This is a genomic window from Streptomyces sp. NPDC052396 (assembly GCF_044593195.1).
Lineage (GTDB): Bacteria > Actinomycetota > Actinomycetes > Streptomycetales > Streptomycetaceae > Streptomyces.
On record NZ_JBIUAW010000004.1, the window covers coordinates 136,777 to 160,414 of the forward strand.

The window sequence follows — 23,638 nt, forward strand, 5'->3', positions numbered from 1 at the left end:
CTCAGCGCTCAGCAGGGCGGTCACCCTTCACGGGGTGGCCGCCCTGCGGCGTTTTACGGGTACGCGTGCAGCCAGGCCAGCGCGTCGTACAGCTCCTCGGTGCCCAGCCGGGACAGCAGCGCCTGCCGGGCCGCGGCCGCCTCGCCCGCCGGGTGGTACAGCTCCTCCACCATCCAGCGGGCCGCCTGCTGCACCCGCCGCACCCGCTCGCGGCGTACTTCGGTGAACCGGGCGAAGGCCATGGCGGGGTCGGTGCCCGGCCCCAGCAGCGCGGCCAGCTCCACCGCGTCCTCCAGCGCCTGGCAGGCGCCCTGGGCCGCGTAGGGCTGTATCGGGTGGGCGGCGTCCCCGATGAGCACCACCCGGCCGTCCGCCCAGCGGTCCACCGGCTCGCGGTCGCCCAGCGTCCAGGTGCGCCACTCCCGCCCCAGCTCCAGCAGGGCGCGGGGCGTGGGATGCAGCTCCCGGAAGCGGGCCAGCACCTCCTCGCGCGGGGTGGGCTCCCCGGACAGTGCGGCGGTGGCGCCGTCGTCCTGGGTGGCCACCAGGTTGAGCTCCCGTCCGCCGCTGACCGGGTAGTGGATGAAGTGCCAGCCCGGCCCGGCCCACAGCCGGACCTCCGGCCACCGCAGCGCCGCCGGTACGGCCTCGGCCGGCACTATCGCCCGGTGGGTGGTGTGGCCCACCACCCGGGCCGGGCCGTCCCCCAGCAGCCCCTGCCGGACCACCGACCGGATGCCGTCCGCCCCGATCAGCGCGTCCCCCGCCACCTCCTCGCCGGAGGCCAGGCGGACGCGCACGCCCTCGGCGGTGGCCCGGTACCTGGTCACGGTGGCGCCGGCCCGCAGGGTGACCGATGGCTCCGCCCGGCAGGCCCGCAGCAGCGGGGCGTAGAGGTCGCCCCGGTGCACCACCGCATAGGTGTTGCCGAGCCGCTGCCGGTACCGCTCGCCCAGCGGCAGCGCGGCCAGGGTGGCGCCGGACAGCCCGTCCATCAGCCGTAGCCCGTCGACATGGACGGCCTCGGCCCGTACCGCGTCTCCCACACCCAGCCGGTCGAGCGCGTGAAAGGCGTTGGCCGCCAGCTGGATGCCGGCCCCCAGCTCGGCGAACTGGTCGGTGGCCTCCAGCACATGGGCCCGGTGGCCTTGCCGGGCGAGGCCCAGGGCAACGGCGAGTCCGCCGATGCCGCCACCGGCGATCAGGAATCGCGACATGGGGGAGGAGGTTAGCGGCCGGACGGCAGCGGCGTCAGGGGGTGGTGAGGAGGACGTTGCCGGGCTTGTGGAACCAGATGTGGCGGCCGTGGGGAGTGACGGTCAGTCCGAAGCGGTGGCAGGGGGGTTCGCCCTGCCGGGTCCACCAGCGGTAGGCGGCCTCGGCCTCGTCCCAGAGGCGGCGGGGGCCGCCCTGCCAGGTGAGGGTGGGCAGGCCGTCGTCACGGAAGAGGACGCAGGCCCAGGAGTCGCCGGCGGGGTCGGTCAGCCAGAGCGGGCGTACGCCGTAGCGTTTGGCGGCGAGTTGTTGGCGGCAGTCGCGCAGTCGCAGGCTGAGGGCCAGTTCGACGGCGGGACGGCAGAACTCCCGCTCGGTGAGGGGAGTTGAGGACGCATCGCCCTGGGCGAGGGGGTGGTGGTGAGTGTGGAACGCGGTGGTGGCGTGCTCTGTGGCGGGTGGTTCAGCGAACCCGCCCTCGGGGCGGGTGGTGAAGGTCCGGCCGCTGTAGGGCGAGGTCCAGGTCATGGCCGTGCCTCCTCGCGCTCCTCGGGGGTTGCCGGGCGCAGGGCGTGCGGGGGCGCCTCCCATTCGAGGCCGCCGCGGGGCGGGCGGATGTGGACGGTGTGGGGTTCCCACTCCATCACTTGGGCGAGGGTGGCGGTGCGGGTGTCTACGACGTAGGTGCCGGTGGGGTAGGGCATGGGTGCGTGACCTTTCGGGTTCGCGTGGGCACCCAGGGTGGGGGTTCCGGGCTACGCTCGGGAGGGGGTGCGGGGCTGCAACGGCCCTTGATGGAAGGGGAGTTAAGCCGTGGCCAACGTTGGGCGGTCCGATGGCGCTCGGATCAGGTGGGGGTTCTTCGGCTCAGAGCTGAAGCGGCGCCGCGAGAGGGCGGGGTTTACCCAGCAGGCGCTGGGGGAGCGGGTGTTCTGTTCCGGTTCGTATATCGGGCAGATCGAGGCAGGTATCCGACGCCCGCAGTTGGAACTCGCTAAGCGGATTGATGTGGAGCTGGAGACGGGTGAGTACTTTGAGCGGGTCTACGAGGAATTGATCTGCCGCTCCGTGTACGACCACTTCTTCGCTGCGGCGGCCGAACTCGAAGGGCGTGCTGCGACGATCCGCGAGTTCGCTCCGACGCTCGTGCCGGGGTTGTTGCAAACGGCCGACTATGCGAGGGCCGTGTTCCTTGGTGGGTTCCCGTTCGCCCCGGGAGACGAAATCCAGACCTGGGTGGACGCCCGCCTGGAGCGTGCGCAGATTCTCGACCACCCAACAAAGCCCGTGTTTTGGGCGGTCCTTGATGAAGCCGTCATCCGACGGCAGGTCGGAGGAGCCGCCGTGATGCGCGGCCAGTTGCTGCACATCGCCTCTTTGGTGCGCTCGCGCAGGGTTGGCGTGCAGGTGCTGGCGTTTGCTGCCGGATCTCCGGCCCTGGACGGGGTGCTCAGTCTGACGACCTTCGACGAAGAGCCCACCGTTGCCTACACGGAGGGTTCTCATACCGGTGAATTGCTGGATGATCCGGCGACGGTCGAGCGGTGCGAGTTCTCTTACGACCTCGTGAGGTCTGCTGCGCTGTCACCGGAAGCATCCCTGTCCCTGATCGAGTCAGTAGCAAAGGAGTACGCGGATGCGAGCGGCGGTTGACCTGGGCGCGGCGGTGTGGCGCAAGAGCACGTACAGCGGGTCCGGAGCTGGTGGCGGCGGCAACTCGTGCCTCGAAGTGGCCGACAACATATCCGGTGTTGTCCCCGTCCGGGACTCGAAAAGCCCGCTTCGCCCCGCCCTCGCGTTTCCCCCGGAACCGTGGGCGGTGTTCGTGCGCGCGGTGAGTGCATCCTCGCTGGAGCTGTAGAACGGTTGAGTGTCGGGTGCGGGCCGTCCGTGGCTGGTCGCGCAGTTCCCCGCGCCCCTATGGGGCGCGCCGCAACTCTGCGAGCCGGCGGTGCGCATTGCGGTCGCGCCCCTATGGGGCGTCCTGCAATGTGGTGGTTGGTCAACCTGTGGTTGGCCCCGTGTCATCGCCGTTGTGTGTCGGGTGCGGGCCGTCCGTGGCTGGTCGCGCAGTTCCCCGCGCCCCTATGGGGGCGCCCCGCAGCGCCGTGAGGCGGAGCTCCACGTCCCGGTAGGCATCGGTCAGTCTGCGGTTGGGCTCGACCGCGACCTGGCCGGTGTCCAGGGCGTGCAACTGCTCCTCGGCGGCGTCGAGTTCGGGCGAGCCGCTGAGCTCGGCCCGGGCGGCGGTCAGGGCCGCGTGGGCCCGTTCGCGCAGGGGGGCCAGCCTGGCCCGTATCTCCAGGAGCTTGTCGCGGAGGCCTAGGAGGTTCTCCGCCGCGCCGTCGACCGATTCCCTCAGCGCGGCCGCGCCCTCGCCGCGAATGGCGAAGGTCTCTATCGCCTCCCGGACCGCTTCCGGGGCGACCCCTTCCGGGTCGCGCCAGGCGGCCACCGTCCTGTCGAACGAGGCCCGGGCCCCGGGCCAGTTGTCCAGGGTCGGCTGGACCGTCGCCAGCCGCGCCCGCACCGTGTCGGCCGGCAGGCCGTCCCCATGGCCCAGCAGGCTCCGTACCTGCTCCAGAGCGTCCGCCAGCCGCTGATACGCGCGGTCCAGCAGCCGGTGGTTCTCCATGGCCCGTTCGATCGTGTCGCGCAGGATTTCTCCGGCCTCGGCAGACCACTGGCCCTTGGTACGCCGCCACCCCCACATGGCGTCACTCCGCTCTCTCGGCGTTCACCCCGCAGGCCATCAGCATGCGCTATGGCCGAGTTTGCCGGGCGCGGCGGGACCGGGTCAGGCGCGTTCGCCGCGTGCCCCGGCGTACGCGGCATGAGTGCGGTGGTGCGCGGGGACGAGCCCGGCGCGGGCCTGCGCCGGTCGGCCGGATGGCCGCCCCGTGCGGGTGACTCCGTTCAATGGGGCGCCGGTCCCCGCCCCGGGTGCCACAACGCCCCCGTCATGCGACCCTGATCTAGGACATACACCCCACATCAGGGCGTCCTCCGCGTGTGCATTTGTTTTGACCGCAGCCCATGCGGTAGGTACGCTCTGACCTTGTGCCTGGGGTGTCCCCGGGCTCTTGTGCGTGCCTTCAGACCGTGCGGGAGACCCGGATCCGAGGGGTTCTACGACCACTCGGAGACGCCGAAATCTGCACCCAATCGCCGTTCGGCGGAGGTCTGCAGCCTTCGACACACCCGACCGCGTGGGTCGGTGTCGCTCCCCAGGTTAGTTTTATCGTGATCGGCACACAGAAACCGGAGAAACGGTGCCTACGATCCAGCAGCTGGTCCGGAAGGGCCGGCAGGACAAGGTCGAGAAGAACAAGACGCCCGCACTCGAGGGTTCGCCCCAGCGCCGCGGCGTCTGCACCCGCGTGTTCACGACCACCCCGAAGAAGCCGAACTCGGCGCTCCGTAAGGTCGCGCGTGTGCGTCTGACCTCCGGCATCGAGGTCACCGCTTACATTCCGGGTGAGGGCCACAACCTGCAGGAGCACTCCATCGTGCTCGTGCGTGGCGGTCGTGTGAAGGACCTGCCGGGCGTTCGCTACAAGATCATCCGTGGCTCGCTCGACACCCAGGGCGTCAAGAACCGCAAGCAGGCTCGCAGCCGCTACGGCGCCAAGAAGGAGAAGTAAGAATGCCTCGTAAGGGCCCCGCCCCGAAGCGCCCGGTCATCATCGACCCGGTCTACGGTTCTCCTCTTGTCACCTCGCTGATCAACAAGATCCTGCTGCACGGCAAGCGCTCCACCGCCGAGCGCATCGTGTACGGCGCCATGGAGGGCCTGCGCGAGAAGACCGGTAACGACCCGGTCATCACGCTGAAGCGCGCGCTTGAGAACGTCAAGCCCGCCCTTGAGGTCAAGTCCCGCCGTGTCGGTGGCGCCACCTACCAGGTGCCGGTCGAGGTCCGTCCGGGCCGCGCCTCCACCCTGGCGCTGCGCTGGCTGGTCGGTTACTCCCGCGCCCGTCGTGAGAAGACCATGACCGAGCGCCTCATGAACGAGCTGCTGGACGCCTCGAACGGTCTCGGCGCCTCGGTCAAGAAGCGTGAGGACACGCACAAGATGGCCGAGTCCAACAAGGCCTTCGCGCACTACCGCTGGTAGTCGCTACCCCCATCGAGAACCGAGAGAAGACTGAGCCATATGGCCACCACTTCGCTTGACCTGGCCAAGGTCCGCAACATCGGGATCATGGCCCACATCGACGCGGGCAAGACGACCACCACCGAGCGGATCCTGTTCTACACCGGTGTTTCGTACAAGATCGGTGAGGTCCACGACGGCGCTGCCACGATGGACTGGATGGAGCAGGAGCAGGAGCGCGGCATCACCATCACGTCTGCCGCGACGACCTGCCACTGGCCGCTGAACGACGTCGACCACACCATCAACATCATCGACACCCCGGGCCACGTCGACTTCACCGTCGAGGTGGAGCGCTCGCTGCGCGTGCTCGACGGTGCCGTGACGGTGTTCGACGGCGTTGCCGGTGTTGAGCCGCAGTCCGAGACCGTTTGGCGTCAGGCGGACCGCTACGGCGTGCCGCGTATCTGCTTCGTCAACAAGCTGGACCGCACCGGCGCCGAGTTCCACCGCTGTGTCGACATGATCGTCGACCGCCTGGGCGCGGTTCCGCTGGTCATGCAGCTGCCGATCGGTGCCGAGGCCGACTTCAAGGGCGTGGTCGACCTCGTCCAGATGAAGGCTCTGGTCTGGTCCGCCGAGGCCGCCAAGGGCGAGATGTACGACGTCGTCGACATCCCGGACACCCACATCGAGGCTGCCGAGGAATGGCGCGGCAAGCTCCTCGAGGGCGTTGCCGAGAACGACGAAGAGATGATGGAGCTCTTCCTCGAGGGCCAGGAGCCCACCGAGGAGCAGCTGATCGCGGCCATCCGCCGTATCACTCTGGCGTCGAAGGGCGGCGGCGACTCCGTCACCGTCACCCCGGTGTTCTGTGGCACCGCGTTCAAGAACAAGGGCGTTCAGCCCCTGCTCGACGCAGTCGTCCGATACCTGCCGTCGCCGCTGGACATCGAGGCTGTTGAGGGTCACGCCGTCAACAACCCCGACGAGGTCGTCAAGCGCAAGCCGTCCGACGACGAGCCGTTCGCCGGCCTTGCGTTCAAGATCATGAGCGACCCGCACCTCGGCAAGCTCACCTTCGTCCGGGTCTACTCGGGCCGCATGGAGGCCGGCACTCAGGTGCAGAACTCCGTGAAGGGCAAGAAGGAGCGCATCGGCAAGATCTACCGGATGCACGCGAACAAGCGTGAGGAGATCGACTCGGTGGGTGCCGGTGACATCGTCGCCGTCATGGGTCTGAAGCAGACCACCACCGGTGAGACCCTCTGCGACGCCGCGAAGCCGGTGATCCTCGAGTCGATGGACTTCCCGGCGCCGGTCATCCAGGTCGCCATCGAGCCCAAGTCCAAGGGTGACCAGGAGAAGCTGGGTATCGCCATCCAGCGTCTCGCGGAGGAGGACCCCTCCTTCCAGGTCCACACGGACGAGGAGACGGGCCAGACCATCATCGCGGGTATGGGCGAGCTGCACCTCGACGTGCTGGTCGACCGTATGAAGCGTGAGTTCAAGGTCGAGGCCAACGTCGGCAAGCCGCAGGTCGCGTACCGCGAGACGATCCGTAAGGCCGTCGAGCGCGTGGACTACACCCACAAGAAGCAGACCGGTGGTTCCGGTCAGTTCGCCAAGGTGCAGATCGCGATCGAGCCCCTCGAGGGCGACGGCTACGAGTTCGAGAACAAGGTCACCGGTGGCCGTATCCCGCGGGAGTACATCCCGTCCGTGGACGCGGGTTGCCAGGAGGCCATGGAGTTCGGTGTGCTGGCGGGCTACCCGCTGACCGGCGTCAAGGTGGTACTGCTCGACGGTGCCTACCACGATGTCGACTCCTCCGAGCTCGCGTTCAAGATCGCCGGTTCCATGGCGTTCAAGGAGGGTGCCCGCAAGGCGTCGCCGGCTCTGCTCGAGCCGATGATGTCCGTTGAGGTCACCACCCCCGAGGACTACATGGGCGACGTGATCGGCGACATCAACTCCCGCCGCGGTCAGATCCAGGCCATGGAAGACCGCCACGGCGCCAAGCTCGTCAAGGGCCTGGTACCGCTGTCGGAGATGTTCGGCTACGTCGGCGACCTCCGCAGCAAGACCTCGGGTCGCGCAAGCTACTCGATGCAGTTCGACTCCTACGCCGAGGTTCCGCGGAACGTCGCCGAGGAGATCATCGCGAAGGCCAAGGGCGAGTAATCGACTCCCGTCTTGATTGACGGGAACGACGCTTTAGGCTTGACACCGGCTGTCGGGGCATACCGCCACAATTCACTTGCGGCGGGTGCCCCGGCGGACGGCACCCCAGAAGATCACCTGGCGCCGATGAAGTAAGGCGTACAGAACCACTCCCAGGAGGACCCCAGTGGCGAAGGCGAAGTTCGAGCGGACTAAGCCGCACGTCAACATCGGCACCATCGGTCACGTCGACCACGGTAAGACGACCCTTACCGCGGCGATCACCAAGGTGCTGCACGACGCGTACCCGGACCTGAACCCCTTCACGCCGTTCGACCAGATCGACAAGGCGCCTGAGGAGCGGCAGCGCGGTATCACCATCTCCATCGCGCACGTCGAGTACCAGACCGACTCGCGTCACTACGCCCACGTTGACTGCCCGGGTCACGCGGACTACATCAAGAACATGATCACCGGTGCCGCCCAGATGGACGGCGCGATCCTCGTGGTCGCCGCGACCGACGGTCCGATGCCGCAGACCAAGGAGCACGTGCTCCTGGCCCGCCAGTCCGGCGTTCCGTACATCGTTGTCGCCCTGAACAAGGCCGACATGGTGGACGACGAGGAGATCCTGGAGCTCGTCGAGCTCGAGGTCCGTGAGCTGCTCAACGAGTACGAGTTCCCGGGCGACGACGCTCCGGTCGTCAAGGTCTCGGCGCTGAAGGCGCTCGAGGGCGACGCCGAGTGGGGCCAGTCCGTCATGGACCTGATGAAGGCCGTCGACGAGAACATCCCGCAGCCCGAGCGTGACGTCGACAAGCCGTTCCTGATGCCGATCGAGGACGTCTTCACGATCACCGGTCGTGGCACCGTCGTCACCGGTCGTATCGAGCGCGGTGTCCTCAAGGTCAACGAGACTGTCGACATCATCGGCATCAAGACCGAGAAGACCTCGACCACCGTCACCGGTATCGAGATGTTCCGCAAGCTGCTCGACGAGGGCCAGGCCGGTGAGAACGTCGGTCTGCTCCTCCGTGGCATCAAGCGCGAGGACGTCGAGCGCGGCCAGTGCATCATCAAGCCGGGTTCGGTTACCCCGCACACCGAGTTCGAGGCCACGGCCTACATCCTCTCCAAGGACGAGGGTGGCCGTCACACCCCGTTCTTCAACAACTACCGTCCGCAGTTCTACTTCCGTACGACTGACGTGACCGGTGTTGTGACCCTCAAGGAGGGCACGGAGATGGTCATGCCCGGCGACAACGCCGAGATGTCCGTCTCCCTGATCCAGCCCGTCGCCATGGAGGAGGGCCTGCGCTTCACCATCCGTGAGGGCGGCCGCACCGTCGGCGCCGGCCAGGTCACCAAGATCAACAAGTAATTGCTGATCTAGGCACCGCGCCTGCGTTAAGGGCGGGCCTGGGGTTCACACCCCGGGCCCGCCCTTTCGTCGTTGCCGGGTGGCCCGAGCAGGGGACATACGAAGCGGGCCCGCGCATCCAGGGATGCGCGGGCCCGCTTTCGTGGGTGCGGCTACGGGCGCCAGACCCAAGGGGCCGCGTCCGGGCCGAAGGCCACCACACAGGCGCGGTGGTCCGCGTCGGCGGTGAGGGCCGCGGTGCCCACCGGGATGGGCTGTCCGGTGGCCTGGGTGGGCTTGGCGCCGGAGTCGGCGGCGTCCAGCACCTGGGCATGGCCGTCCATGGTGCGGCTGAGCAGCAGCAGCTGGTCCTTGCCGCCCCGGGCGGGCAGCTGGCGGGCCAGCACCGTGCCATAGCCGGTGAGCTGGTGCAGCGCGGCGTCGTCCAGCTGCTCGGTGGCGTCCCCGCCCTTGAGGCGGTAGCCGACGGGCTCCTTGGCGGCCGGGCGGCGGTAGACCACACAGAGTGCGCCGTCGGGGCCCAGGCCGGCGCCGATGGGGTCGCCACCGGGCTGGGGGAGGTCCTTGAGCTTGGCGAGCTTCACCGGCTTGTCGGCGGCCTCCTGGGTCCAGTGGTGCACGGTGTCCCGGCCGATGCCGAAGACATGGACCAGGTTGTCCTTGTCCAGGACGGCGGTCAGGCCCTCCTGGAGCTCCTGGCCGTGCAGGCTCTGCCACTTGCCCCACTTGCCGTCGGCCGAGCGGACCCGGCTGGAGACGCCCTTGCCGGCGTTGCGGACGAAGAGGTGGACCTTGCCGTCCGGGGTGGCCACCACGGCCGGGATGCCCACCCGGCGGCCCCGGTCATGCTTGTGCTCGGGGTTGCCCAGGCTCTTCCAGGCGCCGAAGGTGCCGCTGCCGGCCGAGCGCTCCTCCAGGTAGACGATCTCCCGGGTGTCGGCCCGTCCCTCGCCCTTGAGGGCGGAGAAGCGCAGCGCGAAGACCAGCCGGCGGCCGGCCGAGTCGCGGACCGCGGCCAGGGCGGGGGCGAAGGGGCCACCGCCCAGGTTCTGCGGCTCGCCGAAGCGGCCGCTGCCGGGCGCGGTCTCCTGCCAGCGCACGGCGTGCAGGCCGAGCACGCCGAAGGCTTCCAGCCGGCCGGCCTTGTCGGTGTCGGCGGCCGGGGTGGCGCCCGGGTAGCGGTAGTGGGTGGAGCGGATCCAGCCCTTGCGGTTCTTCATCGGGCGGTTGCCGCCCTGCCCGTAGTCGCCGCAGCCGGCCTCGTTGCCGCAGCTCCAGTGCGGGTCGCCGCCGTAGGCCTCGACCAGCTTGTGCTTGTCCTCCACGATGTCCAGCGGCAGATTGTGCGGCCAGCGCTGGTTGTAGTAGCCGCGGAAGGCGGTGGTGACAAAGCGCGGCGGGTGCCCGTCGTGCTCGGTGGCGTCATGCACCCACTGGGAGAGCGCCTTCCAGGTGAACAGCGCCGTGGGGGTGTGGTCGCGGTGGTCGGAGCAGGCCCCGTAGTCGTTGTCCTTGGGGTGGGTGGCGTCATGCACCTGGAAGTCGGGGTCCGGGTCCATGGTGTGCACCACGGTCGGCTTGTAGCGGTCCATGATCCCGGCGAGGACGTCCACCAGGGTGCTGTGCTTGTAGTGGCTGACCGTGGTGCAGGGGGAGCCGGTGGCGACCAGGCTCTGCATCTCGGCGCCGGGCTTGTCCCAGAGGTCGGGCATCCGGGTCTTGTGCGCGGAGAGCATGGCCAGGTTGAGGAAGATCAGCCGGACTCGCTGGGCGCCGTTGACCAGCTCATTGGTCTCGGCCTTCATCCCGCCGGGCAGGTCCAGCACGGACTTGCTCCAGGGGGTGAACTTGTCCTTGCCGATCATCTCGGCGTACGCCTGGCGCAGGCCCTGGTGGCGGGCCGAGGAGTAGGCGGCCTTGTCGGGCTTGTGCTTGGGCATGCCCTTGATCCAGTTCTGCCCGACCGCCTCGCCGGCCGTCACATAGACCGAGACCACCGGCACCCCGGCCCGCACGATGTGCGAGGCGTCGGGGTTCATAAAGAACAGGTCGTCGTCGGGGTGCGCCATCACCTGGAGCAGCAGTGGGCTGCCGGCCTTGGCGTAGGAGGCGGTGCTGCGGGGATCCAGGGCGCGTACCGGGGAGGCCACGGCCTGCTTCTTGTCGCCGCTGCAGCCGGCCACCGTGGCCACCAGGGAGGTGGCGGCGATGCCCGCGAGGACCGTGCGTCGGGAGACCGGGCGCGGGTTTGCCGCGAGAGCAGCCCGGTGCCGTGTGATGTCCAACTGCCTGACTCCGTCCGTTGTGCAGCGCGCAACCATGCGTCCCCCCAGCGTGTGAAGGGACGGGCCTGGAAGCGCACTGGTTGCCCAAGATGCGACAAAGCCTCCGGGGGACTGGTGGCGGAAAGGGCAACCGGAAACGACACCAGTGTCCGTTATGCCGGGCCGTCGGTTTGACATCGGATCGAGTCGGTGTAGGTTCTTCGGCTCCGATTGGCGCCCCTTCGGCCGCGTATGGCACACTGTTCAGGTTGCTCGGTTGAGTGCCGATGCTGTGCGCCTCCCGCCGGGAGGACTGGAAGCGAGTCCCGCAGTACTCGTCGCCTCTGATCAGGGGCGGAAGTACGGGAATCTTCCGGGAAGTGTCAGCGGGGTACCGGCCAGGCGCTCGGTGGGTGTCCTTCCCCCACGAACCCCTTGAGCAGGGATCTTCCTTTGGGGAGATCTGCTGGAAGGGGCGCGACACGCCCGACCGCGTGGGTCGGAGTGAGCGGGGATGGACGGCGCGCTCGACGCGCAGCGCACCGAGTTCCAGAGCGTTACGAGAGACAGGACTACGAAGTAGCCATGGCGGGACAGAAGATCCGCATCCGGCTCAAGGCCTACGACCACGAGGTCATCGACTCCTCGGCGAAGAAGATCGTCGAGACGGTGACCCGCACTGGTGCGTCGGTCGCGGGCCCGGTGCCGCTGCCCACTGAGAAGAACGTGTACTGCGTCATCAAGTCGCCGCACAAGTACAAGGACTCGCGCGAGCACTTCGAGATGCGCACGCACAAGCGCCTCATCGACATCCTCGACCCCACGCCGAAGACGGTTGACTCGCTGATGCGTCTCGACCTGCCGGCCGGCGTCGACATCGAGATCAAGCTCTGAGGTGACGCGCGAGATGGCTAAGCAGATCAAGGGCGTCCTGGGCGAGAAGCTCGGCATGACGCAGGTCTGGGACGAGAACAACCGTGTCGTCCCGGTCACCGTTGTCAAGGCCGGCCCCTGCGTTGTCACGCAGGTCCGCACCAACGACGCCGACGGCTATGAGTCGGTCCAGATCGCCTTCGGCGAGATCGACCCGCGCAAGGTGAACAAGCCCCTCAAGGGCCACTTCGCCAAGGCCGACGTGACCCCCCGCCGCCACCTGGTGGAGCTCCGCACCTCCGACGCGTCCGAGTACACCCTCGGCCAGGAGATCACCGCGGACGTGTTCGAGGCCGGCGTCAAGGTTGACGTCACCGGCAAGAGCAAGGGCAAGGGCTTCGCCGGTGTCATGAAGCGCCACAACTTCCGTGGCCTCGGCGCCGGACACGGCACCCAGCGCAAGCACCGCTCCCCCGGTTCCATCGGTGGCTGTGCCACCCCGGGCCGTGTGTTCAAGGGCCTCCGCATGGCGGGCCGCATGGGCAATGAGCGGGTCACCACCCAGAACCTGACCGTCCACGCCGTTGACGCGGAGAAGGGCCTGCTCCTGATCAAGGGCGCGGTTCCTGGTCCGAACGGCGGCCTCGTCCTGGTCCGTACCGCGGCCAAGGGGGCCTGAGGTAACCGATGAGCACCATTGACATCCTTTCGCCGGCAGGCGACACGGCCGGGACCGTCGAGCTCCCCGCGGAGATCTTCGACGCCAAGGTCAGCGTTCCGCTGATCCACCAGGTCGTCGTCGCGCAGCTGGCCGCTGCCCGTCAGGGCACGCACAAGACCAAGACCCGCGGCGAGGTCCGTGGCGGTGGCAAGAAGCCGTACCGCCAGAAGGGCACCGGTCGCGCCCGTCAGGGTTCGACCCGCGCGCCGCAGTTCGCCGGTGGTGGCGTCGTGCACGGTCCCGTGCCGCGTGACTACTCGCAGCGCACCCCCAAGAAGATGAAGGCCGCCGCCCTGCGTGGTGCCCTCTCCGACCGGGCGCGTCACTCCCGCATCCACGTCGTGACCGGCGTGGTCGAGGGCGAGGTCTCCACCAAGGCCGCCAAGGTCCTGTTCGGCAAGGTCTCGGAGCGCAAGAACCTGCTCCTGGTCGCCGAGCGTTCCGACGAGGCCGCGTGGCTGTCCGCCCGCAACCTGCCCCAGGTGCACATCCTGGAGCCGGGCCAGCTGAACACGTACGACGTGCTCGTCTCCGACGACGTGGTCTTCACCAAGGCCGCCTTCGAGTCCTTCGTGTCCGGCCCCAAGGCCATTGAGACCGAAGGGAGCGAGGCCTGATGACTGAGGCCATCGTCACCAGCAAGACCTTCTCGGACCCGCGTGACCTGCTGGTCAAGCCGGTCGTCTCGGAGAAGAGCTACGCGCTGCTGGACGAGAACAAGTACACGTTCATCGTCGACCCGCGCGCCAACAAGACCCAGATCAAGCAGGCCGTCGAGGCGGTCTTCTCGGTCAAGGTCACCGGGGTCAACACGATCAACCGTCAGGGTAAGCGCAAGCGCACCAAGACCGGTTTCGGCAAGCGCGCCAACACCAAGCGCGCCATCGTGACCCTCGCCGAGGGCGACCGTATCGACATCTTCGGCGGCCCGGTCTCCTAACAAGGAGTCCGAGTCGTCCGGAATCGGACGAGGACTGAGAAATGGGTATCCGCAAGTACAAGCCGACGACCCCGGGCCGTCGTGGCTCCAGCGTCGCCGACTTTGTCGAGATCACGCGGTCCACGCCGGAGAAGTCGCTGGTCCGCCCGCTGCACAGCAAGGGCGGCCGTAACAACGCCGGTCGTGTGACCGTTCGCCACCAGGGTGGTGGCCACAAGCGCGCCTACCGCGTGATCGACTTCCGTCGTCACGACAAGGACGGCGTGCCGGCCAAGGTCGCTCACATCGAGTACGACCCCAACCGCACCGCGCGCATCGCGCTGCTCCACTACGTGGACGGCGAGAAGCGCTACATCATCGCTCCGCGTGGCCTGAAGCAGGGCGACCGGATCGAGAACGGCCCCACGGCCGACATCAAGCCGGGCAACAACCTGGCGCTGCGCAACATCCCGGTGGGTACGACCATCCACGCCATCGAGCTGCGGCCCGGCGGCGGTGCGAAGTTCGCCCGTTCCGCGGGTGCCTCCGTGCAGCTGCTGGCGAAGGAGGGCCAGATGGCCCACCTGCGTATGCCGTCCGGTGAGATCCGCCTGGTCGACGTCCGCTGCCGCGCCACCGTCGGTGAGGTCGGCAACGCCGAGCAGTCGAACATCAACTGGGGCAAGGCCGGCCGTATGCGCTGGAAGGGCGTTCGCCCGACCGTCCGCGGTGTCGCCATGAACCCGGTTGACCACCCGCACGGTGGTGGTGAGGGCAAGACCTCCGGTGGTCGCCACCCGGTCTCGCCCTGGGGCCAGAAGGAGGGTCGTACTCGTTCTCCCAAGAAGGCGAGCAACAAGTACATCGTCCGCCGCCGCAAGACGAACAAGAAGCGCTAGGAGCGGGTTTAGATGCCGCGTAGTCTCAAGAAGGGACCCTTCGTCGACAGCCACCTCATCAAGAAGGTGGATGCTCAGAACGAAGCCGGTACCAAGAACGTCATCAAGACCTGGTCCCGTCGCTCCATGATCGTGCCGGCCATGCTCGGCCACACGCTCGCGGTGCACAACGGCAAGACCCACGTCCCGGTGTTTGTCTCCGAGTCGATGGTCGGCCACAAGCTCGGCGAGTTCTCGCCGACCCGCACCTTCCGCGGCCACGTCAAGGACGACCGCAAGTCGAAGCGCCGCTAAGCGGGGTGCGAACGACTATGACTGACACCGAAGGGACAACCATGGAAGCCAGGGCCCAGGCGCGGTACATCCGCGTCACGCCCATGAAGGCCCGCCGCGTGGTGGACCTCATCCGTGGCATGGATGCCACGGAGGCTCAGGCGGTCCTGCGTTTCGCCCCGCAGGCCGCGAGCGTGCCGGTCGGCAAGGTGCTGGACAGCGCCATCGCCAACGCCGCGCACAACTACGACCACACGGACGCCTCCTCGCTGTACATCAGCGAGGCGTACGTCGACGAGGGCCCGACCCTGAAGCGGTTCCGTCCGCGCGCCCAGGGCCGTGCCTACCGGATCCGCAAGCGGACCAGCCACATCACCGTGGTCGTCAGCAGCAAGGAAGGAACCCGGTAATGGGCCAGAAGGTTAACCCGCACGGGTTCCGGCTCGGCATCACCACGGACTTCAAGTCCCGCTGGTACGCCGACAAGCTGTACAAGGACTACGTCAAGGAAGACGTTGCCATTCGTCGCATGATGACGAAGGGCATGGAGCGGGCCGGCATCTCCAAGGTGGAGATCGAGCGCACCCGCGACCGCGTCCGCGTTGACATCCACACCGCCCGCCCGGGCATCGTCATCGGCCGCCGTGGCGCCGAGGCCGACCGCATCCGTGGCGAGCTGGAGAAGCTGACCGGCAAGCAGGTTCAGCTGAACATCCTCGAGGTCAAGAACCCCGAGGTGGACGCTCAGCTGGTGGCCCAGGCCGTCGCCGAGCAGCTGTCCTCCCGCGTCTCCTTCCGTCGCGCCATGCGTAAGAGCATGCAGTCGACCATGAAGGCCGGCGCCAAGGGCATCAAGATCCAGTGCGGTGGCCGTCTCGGCGGCGCCGAGATGTCCCGCTCGGAGTTCTACCGCGAGGGCCGTGTGCCCCTGCACACGCTCCGCGCGAACGTCGACTACGGCTTCTTCGAGGCCAAGACCACCTTCGGCCGTATCGGTGTGAAGGTCTGGATCTACAAGGGCGACGTCAAGAACATCGCCGAGGTCCGCGCCGAGAACGCCGCCGCCCGTGCGGGCAACCGCCCGTCGCGTGGCGCCGGTGAGCGCCCGGCCCGTGGTGGCCGTGGTGGCGAGCGCGGTGGCCGCGGCCGCAAGCCGCAGCAGGCTGCCGAGGCCCCCAAGGCCGAGGCCACCACTGCTCCGGCTGAGACCACCGGAACGGAGGCCTGACCGACATGCTGATCCCTCGCAGGGTCAAGCACCGCAAGCAGCACCACCCCAAGCGGAACGGCATGGCCAAGGGTGGCACCGAGCTCGCCTTCGGCGAGTACGGTATCCAGGCCCTGACCCCGGCCTATGTGACGAACCGGCAGATCGAGTCCGCTCGTATCGCCATGACCCGTCACATCAAGCGTGGCGGCAAGGTGTGGATCAACATCTACCCGGACCGTCCGCTCACGAAGAAGCCCGCCGAGACCCGCATGGGTTCCGGTAAGGGTTCCCCGGAGTGGTGGGTCGCGAACGTCAAGCCCGGTCGGGTGATGTTCGAGCTGTCCTTCCCGAACGAGAAGGTTGCGCGTGAGGCGCTCACCCGAGCCGCCCACAAGCTTCCGATGAAGTGCCGCATTGTTCGGCGCGAGGCAGGTGAGTCGTGATGGCTGCCGGTACCAAGGCGACCGAGCTGCGTGAGCTGAACAACGAGGACCTCGTTGCCAAGCTGCGCGAGGCCAAGGAAGAGCTGTTCAACCTCCGCTTCCAGGCGGCGACCGGACAGCTTGAGAACCACGGCCGGCTGAAGGCCGTCCGCAAGGACATCGCCCGGATCTACACCCTGATGCGTGAGCGCGAGCTCGGCATCGAGACGGTGGAGAGCGCCTGATGAGCGAGAAGAATGTGACTGAGAAGACCGAGCGCGGTTTCCGCAAGACCCGTGAGGGTCTGGTCGTCAGCGACAAGATGGACAAGACCGTCGTCGTCGCCGTCGAGGACCGCGTCAAGCACGCGCTGTACGGCAAGGTCATCCGCCGTACCAACAAGCTCAAGGCGCACGACGAGCAGAACGCCGCGGGTGTCGGCGACCGTGTCCTCCTGATGGAGACCCGGCCGCTGTCCGCGTCCAAGCGCTGGCGCGTCGTCGAGATCCTCGAGAAGGCCAAGTAATTCCCTAGGGCAATAGCCCTTGGGTCAGTTCCGCCAGGCTCGGCGGGTGGGGCCTCAGCAATGAGGCCCCACCCGCCGGGAACCGGCAGACGATCAGGAGATAGACGTGATCCAGCAGGAGTCGCGACTTCGCGTCGCCGACAACACTGGTGCCAAGGAGATCCTTTGCATCCGTGTTCTCGGTGGCTCGGGTCGCCGCTACGCGGGCATCGGTGACGTCATCGTCGCCACCGTCAAGGACGCGATCCCCGGTGGCAACGTGAAGAAGGGTGACGTCGTCAAGGCGGTCATCGTTCGCACCGTCAAGGAGCGCCGCCGTCCGGACGGCTCGTACATCCGCTTCGACGAGAACGCTGCCGTCATTCTGAAGAACGACGGCGACCCCCGCGGCACCCGCATCTTCGGCCCCGTGGGCCGAGAGCTGCGCGAGAAGAAGTTCATGAAGATCGTCTCGCTCGCGCCGGAGGTGCTGTAAGCATGAAGATCAAGAAGGGCGACCTGGTTCAGGTCATCACCGGCAAGGACAAGGGCAAGCAGGGCAAGGTCATTCAGGCCATCCCCGCTGAGGACCGTGTTCTGGTCGAGGGTGTCAACCGGGTTAAGAAGCACACCAAGGCCGGCCAGACCGCCCGCGGTTCCAAGACCGGCGGCATCGTGACCACCGAGGCCCCCATCCACGTCAGCAACGTTCAGCTGATCGTGGAGAAGGACGGCAAGAAGGTCGTCACTCGCGTCGGTTACCGCTTCGACGAGAACGGCAACAAGATCCGCGTTGCCAAGCGGACGGGTGAGGACATCTGATGGCTACCACTCCGCGTCTCAAGACGAAGTACCGCGAGGAGATCGCCGGCAAGCTGCGTGAGGAGTTCTCCTACGAGAACGTCATGCAGGTGCCCGGCCTGACCAAGATTGTGGTCAACATGGGTGTGGGCGACGCCGCCCGCGACTCCAAGCTGATCGAGGGCGCCATCCGCGACCTCACCACGATCACCGGTCAGAAGCCCGCCGTCACCAAGGCCCGTAAGTCCATCGCGCAGTTCAAGCTGCGTGAGGGCCAGCCGATCGGTGCCCACGTCACCCTCCGTGGCGACCGCATGTGGGAGTTCCTGGACCGCACCCTGTCGCTGGCGCTGCCGCGCATCCGTGACTTCCGCGGTCTGTCCCCCAAGCAGTTCGACGGTCGGGGCAACTACACCTTCGGTCTCACGGAGCAGGTCATGTTCCACGAGATCGACCAGGACAAGATCGACCGGGTCCGGGGCATGGACATCACCGTGGTGACCACGGCGAAGAACGACGACGAGGGCCGCGCCCTGCTTCGTCACCTCGGCTTCCCCTTCAAGGAGAACTGACCGTGGCGAAGAAGTCGCTGATCGCTAAGGCCGCTCGCAAGCCGAAGTTCTCGGTTCGCGCGTACACCCGCTGCAACCGCTGCGGCCGTCCGCACTCGGTTTACCGCAAGTTCGGCCTCTGCCGCGTGTGCCTTCGTGAGATGGCTCACCGTGGCGAGCTGCCGGGCGTGACCAAGAGCTCCTGGTAACAGCCCAGTTGGGTTGACCAGGGCTCTCGGTAAGCAACTTGGATGGCGGGGGCTTTCCCCCAGGCTCCCTTAGAGTTGGGGGGTTGGCTCCCGCCGCCATACCGTCTTACTACGCCGTAGGTCCCCGCGCCGCACCCGCTCCGACCCAGTTCGGGGAGAGGGATGGCGCAGATAGGAAACCACGGCGAGAGAGGCCGAAGGCCAAACATGACCATGACCGACCCGATCGCAGACATGCTGACCCGTCTGCGAAACGCGAACTCGGCATACCACGACTCCGTGTCGATGCCGCACAGCAAGATCAAGTCGCACATCGCGGAGATCCTCCAGCAGGAGGGTTACATCACCGGCTGGAAGGTCGAGGACGCCGAGGTTGGCAAGAACCTCGTTCTCGAGCTGAAGTTCGGCCCGAACCGTGAGCGCTCGATCGCCGGCATCAAGCGCATCTCGAAGCCGGGCCTGCGGGTCTACGCGAAGTCCACCAACCTGCCGAAGGTGCTCGGCGGCCTGGGCGTGGCGATCATCTCCACCTCCCACGGTCTCCTCACCGACAAGCAGGCCAGCAAGAAGGGCGTGGGTGGGGAAGTCCTCGCCTACGTCTGGTAATCGGGAACGGAGGAAGAGCTAATGTCGCGCATTGGCAAGCTGCCCATCCAGGTTCCCGCTGGTGTGGACGTCACCATCGATGGCCGCTCGGTGCAGGTGAAGGGCCCCAAGGGCGCCCTCTCCCTGAACCTCTCGGCGCCCATCGAGATCGCGAAGGGTGAGGACGGCGTTCTGAACGTCATCCGCCCGAACGACGAGCGTCAGAACAAGGCCCTGCACGGCCTGTCCCGCACGCTGGTGGCGAACATGATCACCGGCGTGACCCAGGGCTACAGCAAGAAGCTCGAGATCAGCGGTGTTGGTTACCGTGTCCAGGCGAAGGGCTCCAACCTGGAGTTCGCCCTGGGCTACAGCCACCCGATCCTGGTCGAGGCCCCCGAGGGCATCACCTTCAAGGTGGAGTCCCCGACCAAGCTGACTGTCGAGGGCATCGACAAGCAGAAGGTCGGCGAGGTCGCCGCGAACATCCGCAAGCTGCGGAAGCCCGACCCGTACAAGGCCAAGGGCGTCAAGTACGAGGGCGAAGTCATCCGCCGCAAGGTCGGAAAGGCGGGTAAGTAAGCCATGGCATACGGTGTGAAGATCGCCAAGGGCGACGCGTACAAGCGCGCCGCCAAGCAGCGCCGCCACATCCGCATCCGCAAGAACGTGTCGGGTACGGCCGAGCGCCCCCGTCTCGTCGTGACGCGGTCCAACCGCGGCATCACCGCCCAGGTGATCGACGACCTCAAGGGTCACACCCTGGCGTCGGCGTCGCACCTGGACGCGTCGATCCGTGGTGGCGAGGGCGACAAGAGCGCCCAGGCCAAGAAGGTTGGCGCCCTGGTCGCCGAGCGTGCCAAGGCCGCCGGTGTCGAGGCCGTCGTGTTCGACCGCGGTGGCAACCAGTACGCCGGGCGCATTGCCGCTCTGGCGGACGCCGCCCGCGAAGCCGGGCTGAAGTTCTAAGCCCCGGTTCCGGAGCTAGCGGACGTAACAGAGAGAGGTAATTCCAATGGCTGGACCCCAGCGCCGCGGAAGCGGTGCCGGTGGCGGCGAGCGGCGGGACCGGAAGGGTCGCGACGGTGGCGCTGCCGCCGAGAAGACCGCGTATGTTGAGCGCGTAGTCGCGATCAACCGCGTCGCCAAGGTTGTCAAGGGTGGTCGCCGCTTCAGCTTCACCGCGCTGGTCGTGGTGGGCGACGGTGACGGCACGGTCGGTGTCGGTTACGGCAAGGCCAAGGAAGTTCCGGCTGCCATCGCCAAGGGCGTGGAAGAGGCCAAGAAGAACTTCTTCAAGGTCCCCCGTATCCAGGGCACTGTCCCGCACCCGATTCAGGGCGAGAAGGCGGCCGGCGTCGTCATGCTCAAGCCCGCTTCCCCCGGTACCGGTGTTATCGCCGGTGGCCCGGTGCGAGCGGTGCTCGAGTGCGCCGGCATCCACGACATCCTGTCGAAGTCGCTCGGTTCGTCGAACCCGATCAACATCGTGCACGCCACGGTGGAGGCCCTCAAGGGACTGCAGCGTCCCGAGGAGATCGCCGCCCGTCGTGGTCTGCCGCTGGAGGACGTCGCCCCCGCCGCACTGCTGCGGGCGCGTGCAGGGGCGGGTGTGTAATGGCTCGCCTCAAGGTCACGCAGGTTAAGTCCTACATCGGCAGCAAGCAGAACCACCGCGACACCCTTCGTTCGCTTGGTCTCAAGCGCATGAACGATGTGGTTGTCAAGGAGGACCGTCCCGAGATCCGCGGCATGGTGCACACCGTCCGCCACCTCGTCACGGTTGAGGAGGTCGACTGACATGGCGGAGACCAACCCGCTGAAGGTCCACAACCTCCGTCCCGCCCCGGGCGCCAAGACCGCCAAGACCCGCGTCGGTCGTGGTGAGGCGTCGAAGGGTAAGACGGCCGGTCGTGGCACCAAGGGCACCAAGGCCCGCTACCAGGTTCCGGAGCGCTTCGAGGGTGGGCAGATGCCCCTCCACATGCGTCTCCCGAAGCTCAAGGGCTTCAAGAACCCCGCCCACAAGCAGTTCCAGGTCGTGAACCTGGACAAGCTGGCCGCGCTCTACCCGCAGGGTGGCGAGGTCACGGTGGCCGACCTGGTCGCCAAGGGTGCTGTTCGCAAGAACGAGCTCGTCAAGGTCCTGGGCCAGGGCGAGATCTCCGTGGCGCTGCAGGTGACGGTTGACTCCGTCTCCGGCTCCGCCAAGGAGAAGATTGCCGCCGCCGGCGGCTCCGTCACCGAGCTCATCTGAACTCGTTGATCTGACAACCGGGGATGTCCCATCAGGGGCATCCCCGGTTGGTCGTTCCAAGCCGGGCCTGGTCGCCGGTAAGGTGGCGTGGACTGTTGCTGTCCCAGGGGGGTCCTGCCCTCCGGGCCGCGTGCCCTATCGCCCGTGGCTTTTGACTGATACGTATTCGTCGATCCTCAAGACCGTTACCTCTCACGCGGGTGCGTGGGAGGCGCAGGAGGCACCGTGCTCACCGCGTTCGCCCGGGCGTTCAAGACGCCCGACCTGCGCAAGAAGCTGCTGTTCACGCTGGGCATTCTGGTGCTCTACCGGCTCGGTGCGCATCTGCCCGTCCCGGGAATCAACTACCGGAACGTACAGACCTGCTATGACCAGGCCAAGGGGGGCTCTGGTCTGTTCGGGCTCGTGAACATGTTCAGTGGTGGCGCACTGCTGCAGATCACGATCTTCGCGCTGGGGGTCATGCCGTACATCACGGCGAGCATCATCCTGCAGCTGCTCACCGTGGTCATCCCGCGCCTGGAAGCCCTCAAGAAGGAGGGCCAGTCCGGCCAGGCCAAGGTCACGCAGTACACGCGCTATCTGACCGTCGCCCTCGCCATTCTCCAGGGCACCGGCCTGGTGGCCGTGGCCCGCAGCGGTGCGCTGTTCGGCAACTGCTCGGTGGCCAACCAGATCGTGCCCAACCAGTCGATCTTCACCACGGTGACCATGGTGATCACCATGACCGCGGGCACCTGTCTGATCATGTGGCTCGGTGAGCTGATCACCGACCGCGGCATCGGCAATGGCATGTCGATCCTGATGTTCACCTCGATCGCGGCCGGTTTCCCCTCCGCCCTGTGGGCCATCAAGCTGCAGGGCAAGCTGATGGGCGGCTGGCTGGAGTTCTCGCTGGTGATCCTGTGCGGCCTGGCCATGGTCGCGCTGGTGGTCTTTGTCGAGCAGGCCCAGCGCCGGATTCCGGTGCAGTACGCCAAGCGCATGATCGGCCGCCGTTCCTACGGCGGTACTTCCACCTATATCCCGCTCAAGGTGAACCAGGCCGGTGTGATCCCGGTCATCTTCGCCTCTTCGCTGCTCTACATTCCGGCGCTGCTGGTGCAGTTCACCAATTCGCGCGCGGGATGGGCGACCTGGGTCAAGTCCAACCTGGTCAAGGGTGACCACCCGATCTACATGGTCACGTACTTCCTGCTGATCGTGTTCTTCGCGTTCTTCTATGTCGCCATCTCCTTCAACCCCGAAGAAGTTGCCGACAACATGAAGAAGTATGGTGGGTTCATCCCGGGCATCCGGGCCGGCCGACCCACTGCGGAGTACCTGACCTACGTGCTGAACCGCATCACGTGGCCCGGCTCTCTTTACCTGGGCCTGATCGCCCTGGTGCCCACGGTGGCCCTGGTCACACTGAACGCAAACCAGAACTTCCCGTTCGGGGGAACCAGCATCCTGATCATCGTGGGTGTCGGTCTGGAGACTGTGAAGCAGATCGAGAGCCAGCTTCAGCAGCGCAACTACGAAGGGTTCCTCCGCTGATGCGAATCGTCCTCGTCGGCCCGCCCGGCGCCGGCAAGGGTACGCAGGCCGCGTACCTCGCCAAGAACCTCTCGATCCCGCATATCTCCACGGGTGACCTGTTCCGGGCCAACATCAGCCAGGGCACGCCGCTGGGCGTCCAGGCGCAGGAGTACATGCGGGCCGGCCGTCTGGTGCCGGACGAGGTCACCATCGGGATGGCCAAGGACCGGATGCACCAGCCCGACGCCGAGCAGGGCTTCCTGCTGGACGGCTTCCCGCGCAACCTGGCCCAGGCCGAGGCGCTGGACGCCAGCCTCAAGCAGGACGGCCTGCGGCTGGACGCGGTGCTGGACCTGGAGGTCCCCGAGGACGAGGTGGTCAAGCGGATCGCCGGCCGCCGGATCTGCCGCAACGACAGCAGCCATGTCTTCCATGTGGCCTACAACCAGCCGCAGACCGAGGGTGTCTGTGACGCCTGTGGCGGCGAGCTGTACCAGCGTGACGACGACCGTGAGGACACGGTGCGCAAGCGGCTGGAGGTCTACCACACCGAGACCGAGCCGATCATCGACTACTACAAGGCCCAGGGCCTGGTGGTGACGATCTCGGCGCTCGGGAAGGTCGCCGAGGTCACCCAGCGCGCGATGGAGGCCCTGCAGTCCCGCTAGGGACTGAGGGAGCAGGCTCCGACAAGGCCGCGATGCCCCACTGGGCATCGCGGCCTTATGGTGCTGGGAGAAGGACTCACCCCCGTCGGTTCAGAAAGGCGTCAC

At 67.2% G+C, this 23,638-nt stretch carries 34 protein-coding genes; 29 read left to right on the forward strand and 5 right to left on the reverse strand.

The features are described 5' to 3' along the window. Positions 1 to 53 precede the first annotated feature (53 nt). Genes ACIHFE_RS11880 through ACIHFE_RS11890 form a run of 3 tightly spaced genes read right to left on the reverse strand, consistent with a single transcriptional unit; the run spans position 54 to position 1,919 of the window. The gene (locus ACIHFE_RS11880; RefSeq protein WP_400105716.1) at positions 54 to 1,217 is read right to left on the reverse strand and encodes an FAD-dependent monooxygenase; all 1,164 of its coding nucleotides are present in this window, start codon (positions 1,215 to 1,217) and stop codon (positions 54 to 56) included. 34 nt (positions 1,218 to 1,251) lie between these two features. Then, a complete protein-coding gene (locus ACIHFE_RS11885) occupies positions 1,252 to 1,743 on the reverse strand; it encodes a hypothetical protein (protein ID WP_400105717.1) in 492 nt (163 codons plus the stop codon). Continuing rightward, entirely contained in the window at positions 1,740 to 1,919 is a 180-nt protein-coding gene (locus ACIHFE_RS11890; RefSeq protein WP_400105718.1) for a hypothetical protein, read from the reverse strand. Before ACIHFE_RS11890 ends, ACIHFE_RS11885 begins: the two co-directional genes overlap by 4 nt. A 109-nt stretch (positions 1,920 to 2,028) precedes the next feature. Between ACIHFE_RS11890 and ACIHFE_RS11895 the strand changes: the two genes are divergently transcribed. After that, complete coding sequence (locus tag ACIHFE_RS11895; protein ID WP_400105719.1) at positions 2,029 to 2,868, forward strand: Scr1 family TA system antitoxin-like transcriptional regulator; 840 nt, start codon at positions 2,029 to 2,031, stop codon at positions 2,866 to 2,868. After that, positions 2,852 to 3,076, forward strand: coding sequence for a DUF397 domain-containing protein (locus ACIHFE_RS11900; RefSeq protein ID WP_400105720.1), 225 nt, complete (start codon positions 2,852 to 2,854; stop codon positions 3,074 to 3,076). Before ACIHFE_RS11895 ends, ACIHFE_RS11900 begins: the two co-directional genes overlap by 17 nt. Before the next feature lie 141 nt (positions 3,077 to 3,217). Here ACIHFE_RS11900 and ACIHFE_RS11905 read toward each other — a convergent pair whose 3' ends face one another. Then, positions 3,218 to 3,928, reverse strand: coding sequence for a hypothetical protein (locus ACIHFE_RS11905; RefSeq protein WP_400105721.1), 711 nt, complete (start codon positions 3,926 to 3,928; stop codon positions 3,218 to 3,220). 559 nt (positions 3,929 to 4,487) lie between these two features. On the opposite strand from ACIHFE_RS11905, the gene rpsL reads away from it, so the two are divergent. From rpsL to tuf, 4 genes are all read left to right on the forward strand, one after another. Next, entirely contained in the window at positions 4,488 to 4,859 is a 372-nt protein-coding gene (gene rpsL, locus ACIHFE_RS11910; protein ID WP_003948652.1) for a 30S ribosomal protein S12, read from the forward strand. A gap of 2 nt (positions 4,860 to 4,861) precedes the next feature. Beyond that, on the forward strand, positions 4,862 to 5,332 hold the full coding sequence (gene rpsG / locus ACIHFE_RS11915) for a 30S ribosomal protein S7 (RefSeq protein ID WP_004950419.1): 471 nt from the start codon (positions 4,862 to 4,864) through the stop codon (positions 5,330 to 5,332). Positions 5,333 to 5,371: 39 nt separating this feature from the next. Beyond that, positions 5,372 to 7,495 (forward strand): elongation factor G, encoded by a 2,124-nt coding sequence (gene fusA / locus ACIHFE_RS11920; protein WP_400105722.1) that lies wholly within the window; start codon positions 5,372 to 5,374, stop codon positions 7,493 to 7,495. Between the two features lie 166 nt (positions 7,496 to 7,661). Further along, entirely contained in the window at positions 7,662 to 8,855 is a 1,194-nt protein-coding gene (gene tuf / locus ACIHFE_RS11925; RefSeq protein WP_400105723.1) for an elongation factor Tu, read from the forward strand. Between the two features lie 152 nt (positions 8,856 to 9,007). Here the strand turns inward: tuf and ACIHFE_RS11930 are convergent, their stop codons facing one another. Continuing rightward, complete coding sequence (locus ACIHFE_RS11930; protein WP_400105724.1) at positions 9,008 to 11,140, reverse strand: PIG-L family deacetylase; 2,133 nt, start codon at positions 11,138 to 11,140, stop codon at positions 9,008 to 9,010. A 564-nt stretch (positions 11,141 to 11,704) separates the two neighbouring features. On the opposite strand from ACIHFE_RS11930, the gene rpsJ reads away from it, so the two are divergent. The 23 genes from rpsJ to ACIHFE_RS12045 all read left to right on the forward strand — a co-directional run bounded on the left by rpsJ (position 11,705) and on the right by ACIHFE_RS12045 (position 23,533). Further along, positions 11,705 to 12,013: a 30S ribosomal protein S10 gene (rpsJ, locus tag ACIHFE_RS11935; RefSeq protein ID WP_003948644.1), complete on the forward strand. Its 309-nt coding sequence runs from the start codon at positions 11,705 to 11,707 to the stop codon at positions 12,011 to 12,013. Positions 12,014 to 12,026: 13 nt separating this feature from the next. Next, entirely contained in the window at positions 12,027 to 12,671 is a 645-nt protein-coding gene (rplC, locus tag ACIHFE_RS11940; RefSeq protein WP_400105725.1) for a 50S ribosomal protein L3, read from the forward strand. A gap of 8 nt (positions 12,672 to 12,679) precedes the next feature. Continuing rightward, on the forward strand, positions 12,680 to 13,330 hold the full coding sequence (gene rplD / locus ACIHFE_RS11945; protein ID WP_400105726.1) for a 50S ribosomal protein L4: 651 nt from the start codon (positions 12,680 to 12,682) through the stop codon (positions 13,328 to 13,330). Beyond that, a complete protein-coding gene (gene rplW, locus ACIHFE_RS11950; RefSeq protein WP_400105727.1) occupies positions 13,330 to 13,653 on the forward strand; it encodes a 50S ribosomal protein L23 in 324 nt (107 codons plus the stop codon). The genes rplD and rplW overlap by 1 nt, the downstream gene beginning before the upstream one ends. A 41-nt stretch (positions 13,654 to 13,694) precedes the next feature. After that, positions 13,695 to 14,531, forward strand: a complete 837-nt coding sequence (rplB, locus tag ACIHFE_RS11955; protein ID WP_400105728.1) for a 50S ribosomal protein L2 — start codon at positions 13,695 to 13,697, stop codon at positions 14,529 to 14,531. A 12-nt stretch (positions 14,532 to 14,543) separates the two neighbouring features. After that, positions 14,544 to 14,825 (forward strand): 30S ribosomal protein S19, encoded by a 282-nt coding sequence (gene rpsS, locus ACIHFE_RS11960; RefSeq protein WP_400105729.1) that lies wholly within the window; start codon positions 14,544 to 14,546, stop codon positions 14,823 to 14,825. A gap of 41 nt (positions 14,826 to 14,866) precedes the next feature. Next, positions 14,867 to 15,214: a 50S ribosomal protein L22 gene (gene rplV / locus ACIHFE_RS11965; RefSeq protein WP_030685471.1), complete on the forward strand. Its 348-nt coding sequence runs from the start codon at positions 14,867 to 14,869 to the stop codon at positions 15,212 to 15,214. Continuing rightward, positions 15,214 to 16,032, forward strand: a complete 819-nt coding sequence (rpsC, locus tag ACIHFE_RS11970) for a 30S ribosomal protein S3 (RefSeq protein WP_400105730.1) — start codon at positions 15,214 to 15,216, stop codon at positions 16,030 to 16,032. Before rplV ends, rpsC begins: the two co-directional genes overlap by 1 nt. 5 nt (positions 16,033 to 16,037) lie before the next feature. Next, positions 16,038 to 16,457 (forward strand): 50S ribosomal protein L16, encoded by a 420-nt coding sequence (gene rplP, locus ACIHFE_RS11975; RefSeq protein ID WP_004950450.1) that lies wholly within the window; start codon positions 16,038 to 16,040, stop codon positions 16,455 to 16,457. Next, on the forward strand, positions 16,457 to 16,681 hold the full coding sequence (gene rpmC, locus ACIHFE_RS11980; RefSeq protein WP_004950453.1) for a 50S ribosomal protein L29: 225 nt from the start codon (positions 16,457 to 16,459) through the stop codon (positions 16,679 to 16,681). Before rplP ends, rpmC begins: the two co-directional genes overlap by 1 nt. Then, positions 16,681 to 16,962, forward strand: coding sequence for a 30S ribosomal protein S17 (rpsQ, locus tag ACIHFE_RS11985; protein ID WP_400105731.1), 282 nt, complete (start codon positions 16,681 to 16,683; stop codon positions 16,960 to 16,962). Before rpmC ends, rpsQ begins: the two co-directional genes overlap by 1 nt. Before the next feature lie 106 nt (positions 16,963 to 17,068). Further along, positions 17,069 to 17,437, forward strand: a complete 369-nt coding sequence (gene rplN, locus ACIHFE_RS11990) for a 50S ribosomal protein L14 (protein ID WP_087927567.1) — start codon at positions 17,069 to 17,071, stop codon at positions 17,435 to 17,437. A gap of 2 nt (positions 17,438 to 17,439) precedes the next feature. Beyond that, on the forward strand, positions 17,440 to 17,763 hold the full coding sequence (gene rplX, locus ACIHFE_RS11995) for a 50S ribosomal protein L24 (protein ID WP_400105732.1): 324 nt from the start codon (positions 17,440 to 17,442) through the stop codon (positions 17,761 to 17,763). Then, complete coding sequence (gene rplE / locus ACIHFE_RS12000) at positions 17,760 to 18,314, forward strand: 50S ribosomal protein L5 (RefSeq protein WP_400106062.1); 555 nt, start codon at positions 17,760 to 17,762, stop codon at positions 18,312 to 18,314. Before rplX ends, rplE begins: the two co-directional genes overlap by 4 nt. Before the next feature lie 2 nt (positions 18,315 to 18,316). Then, positions 18,317 to 18,502, forward strand: a complete 186-nt coding sequence (locus ACIHFE_RS12005; RefSeq protein ID WP_004946670.1) for a type Z 30S ribosomal protein S14 — start codon at positions 18,317 to 18,319, stop codon at positions 18,500 to 18,502. Positions 18,503 to 18,709: 207 nt separating this feature from the next. After that, positions 18,710 to 19,108, forward strand: a complete 399-nt coding sequence (rpsH, locus tag ACIHFE_RS12010; RefSeq protein WP_109281733.1) for a 30S ribosomal protein S8 — start codon at positions 18,710 to 18,712, stop codon at positions 19,106 to 19,108. A gap of 21 nt (positions 19,109 to 19,129) precedes the next feature. Further along, a complete protein-coding gene (gene rplF, locus ACIHFE_RS12015) occupies positions 19,130 to 19,669 on the forward strand; it encodes a 50S ribosomal protein L6 (RefSeq protein WP_400105733.1) in 540 nt (179 codons plus the stop codon). Positions 19,670 to 19,672: 3 nt separating this feature from the next. After that, positions 19,673 to 20,056, forward strand: a complete 384-nt coding sequence (gene rplR / locus ACIHFE_RS12020) for a 50S ribosomal protein L18 (RefSeq protein WP_400105734.1) — start codon at positions 19,673 to 19,675, stop codon at positions 20,054 to 20,056. A 46-nt stretch (positions 20,057 to 20,102) separates the two neighbouring features. Further along, entirely contained in the window at positions 20,103 to 20,705 is a 603-nt protein-coding gene (gene rpsE / locus ACIHFE_RS12025) for a 30S ribosomal protein S5 (protein ID WP_400105735.1), read from the forward strand. After that, on the forward strand, positions 20,705 to 20,887 hold the full coding sequence (gene rpmD / locus ACIHFE_RS12030; RefSeq protein WP_086567281.1) for a 50S ribosomal protein L30: 183 nt from the start codon (positions 20,705 to 20,707) through the stop codon (positions 20,885 to 20,887). Before rpsE ends, rpmD begins: the two co-directional genes overlap by 1 nt. Position 20,888: 1 nt before the next feature. After that, positions 20,889 to 21,344, forward strand: coding sequence for a 50S ribosomal protein L15 (gene rplO / locus ACIHFE_RS12035; protein WP_400105736.1), 456 nt, complete (start codon positions 20,889 to 20,891; stop codon positions 21,342 to 21,344). Between the two features lie 225 nt (positions 21,345 to 21,569). Beyond that, a complete protein-coding gene (secY, locus tag ACIHFE_RS12040) occupies positions 21,570 to 22,883 on the forward strand; it encodes a preprotein translocase subunit SecY (protein ID WP_400105737.1) in 1,314 nt (437 codons plus the stop codon). Continuing rightward, on the forward strand, positions 22,883 to 23,533 hold the full coding sequence (locus ACIHFE_RS12045) for an adenylate kinase (RefSeq protein WP_400105738.1): 651 nt from the start codon (positions 22,883 to 22,885) through the stop codon (positions 23,531 to 23,533). The genes secY and ACIHFE_RS12045 overlap by 1 nt, the downstream gene beginning before the upstream one ends. Positions 23,534 to 23,638: the final 105 nt, after the last annotated feature.

Excerpts from the sequence above, each read along its gene's own strand:
- ACIHFE_RS11880 (WP_400105716.1), bottom strand. The coding sequence starts at position 1,217 with ATGTCGCGATTCCTGATCGCCGGTGGCGGCATCGGCGGACTCGCCGTT.
- ACIHFE_RS11885 (WP_400105717.1), bottom strand. The coding sequence starts at position 1,743 with ATGACCTGGACCTCGCCCTACAGCGGCCGGACCTTCACCACCCGCCCC.
- ACIHFE_RS11890 (WP_400105718.1), bottom strand. The coding sequence starts at position 1,919 with ATGCCCTACCCCACCGGCACCTACGTCGTAGACACCCGCACCGCCACC.
- ACIHFE_RS11900 (WP_400105720.1), top strand. The coding sequence starts at position 2,852 with ATGCGAGCGGCGGTTGACCTGGGCGCGGCGGTGTGGCGCAAGAGCACG.
- ACIHFE_RS11905 (WP_400105721.1), bottom strand. The coding sequence starts at position 3,928 with ATGTGGGGGTGGCGGCGTACCAAGGGCCAGTGGTCTGCCGAGGCCGGA.
- rpsG (WP_004950419.1), top strand. The coding sequence starts at position 4,862 with ATGCCTCGTAAGGGCCCCGCCCCGAAGCGCCCGGTCATCATCGACCCG.
- fusA (WP_400105722.1), top strand. The coding sequence starts at position 5,372 with ATGGCCACCACTTCGCTTGACCTGGCCAAGGTCCGCAACATCGGGATC.
- rpsJ (WP_003948644.1), top strand. The coding sequence starts at position 11,705 with ATGGCGGGACAGAAGATCCGCATCCGGCTCAAGGCCTACGACCACGAG.
- rplC (WP_400105725.1), top strand. The coding sequence starts at position 12,027 with ATGGCTAAGCAGATCAAGGGCGTCCTGGGCGAGAAGCTCGGCATGACG.
- rplD (WP_400105726.1), top strand. The coding sequence starts at position 12,680 with ATGAGCACCATTGACATCCTTTCGCCGGCAGGCGACACGGCCGGGACC.
- rplW (WP_400105727.1), top strand. The coding sequence starts at position 13,330 with ATGACTGAGGCCATCGTCACCAGCAAGACCTTCTCGGACCCGCGTGAC.
- rplB (WP_400105728.1), top strand. The coding sequence starts at position 13,695 with ATGGGTATCCGCAAGTACAAGCCGACGACCCCGGGCCGTCGTGGCTCC.
- rpsS (WP_400105729.1), top strand. The coding sequence starts at position 14,544 with ATGCCGCGTAGTCTCAAGAAGGGACCCTTCGTCGACAGCCACCTCATC.
- rplV (WP_030685471.1), top strand. The coding sequence starts at position 14,867 with ATGGAAGCCAGGGCCCAGGCGCGGTACATCCGCGTCACGCCCATGAAG.
- rpsC (WP_400105730.1), top strand. The coding sequence starts at position 15,214 with ATGGGCCAGAAGGTTAACCCGCACGGGTTCCGGCTCGGCATCACCACG.
- rplP (WP_004950450.1), top strand. The coding sequence starts at position 16,038 with ATGCTGATCCCTCGCAGGGTCAAGCACCGCAAGCAGCACCACCCCAAG.
- rpmC (WP_004950453.1), top strand. The coding sequence starts at position 16,457 with ATGGCTGCCGGTACCAAGGCGACCGAGCTGCGTGAGCTGAACAACGAG.
- rpsQ (WP_400105731.1), top strand. The coding sequence starts at position 16,681 with ATGAGCGAGAAGAATGTGACTGAGAAGACCGAGCGCGGTTTCCGCAAG.
- rplX (WP_400105732.1), top strand. The coding sequence starts at position 17,440 with ATGAAGATCAAGAAGGGCGACCTGGTTCAGGTCATCACCGGCAAGGAC.
- rpsH (WP_109281733.1), top strand. The coding sequence starts at position 18,710 with ATGACCATGACCGACCCGATCGCAGACATGCTGACCCGTCTGCGAAAC.
- rplF (WP_400105733.1), top strand. The coding sequence starts at position 19,130 with ATGTCGCGCATTGGCAAGCTGCCCATCCAGGTTCCCGCTGGTGTGGAC.
- rplR (WP_400105734.1), top strand. The coding sequence starts at position 19,673 with ATGGCATACGGTGTGAAGATCGCCAAGGGCGACGCGTACAAGCGCGCC.
- rpsE (WP_400105735.1), top strand. The coding sequence starts at position 20,103 with ATGGCTGGACCCCAGCGCCGCGGAAGCGGTGCCGGTGGCGGCGAGCGG.
- rpmD (WP_086567281.1), top strand. The coding sequence starts at position 20,705 with ATGGCTCGCCTCAAGGTCACGCAGGTTAAGTCCTACATCGGCAGCAAG.
- rplO (WP_400105736.1), top strand. The coding sequence starts at position 20,889 with ATGGCGGAGACCAACCCGCTGAAGGTCCACAACCTCCGTCCCGCCCCG.
- ACIHFE_RS12045 (WP_400105738.1), top strand. The coding sequence starts at position 22,883 with ATGCGAATCGTCCTCGTCGGCCCGCCCGGCGCCGGCAAGGGTACGCAG.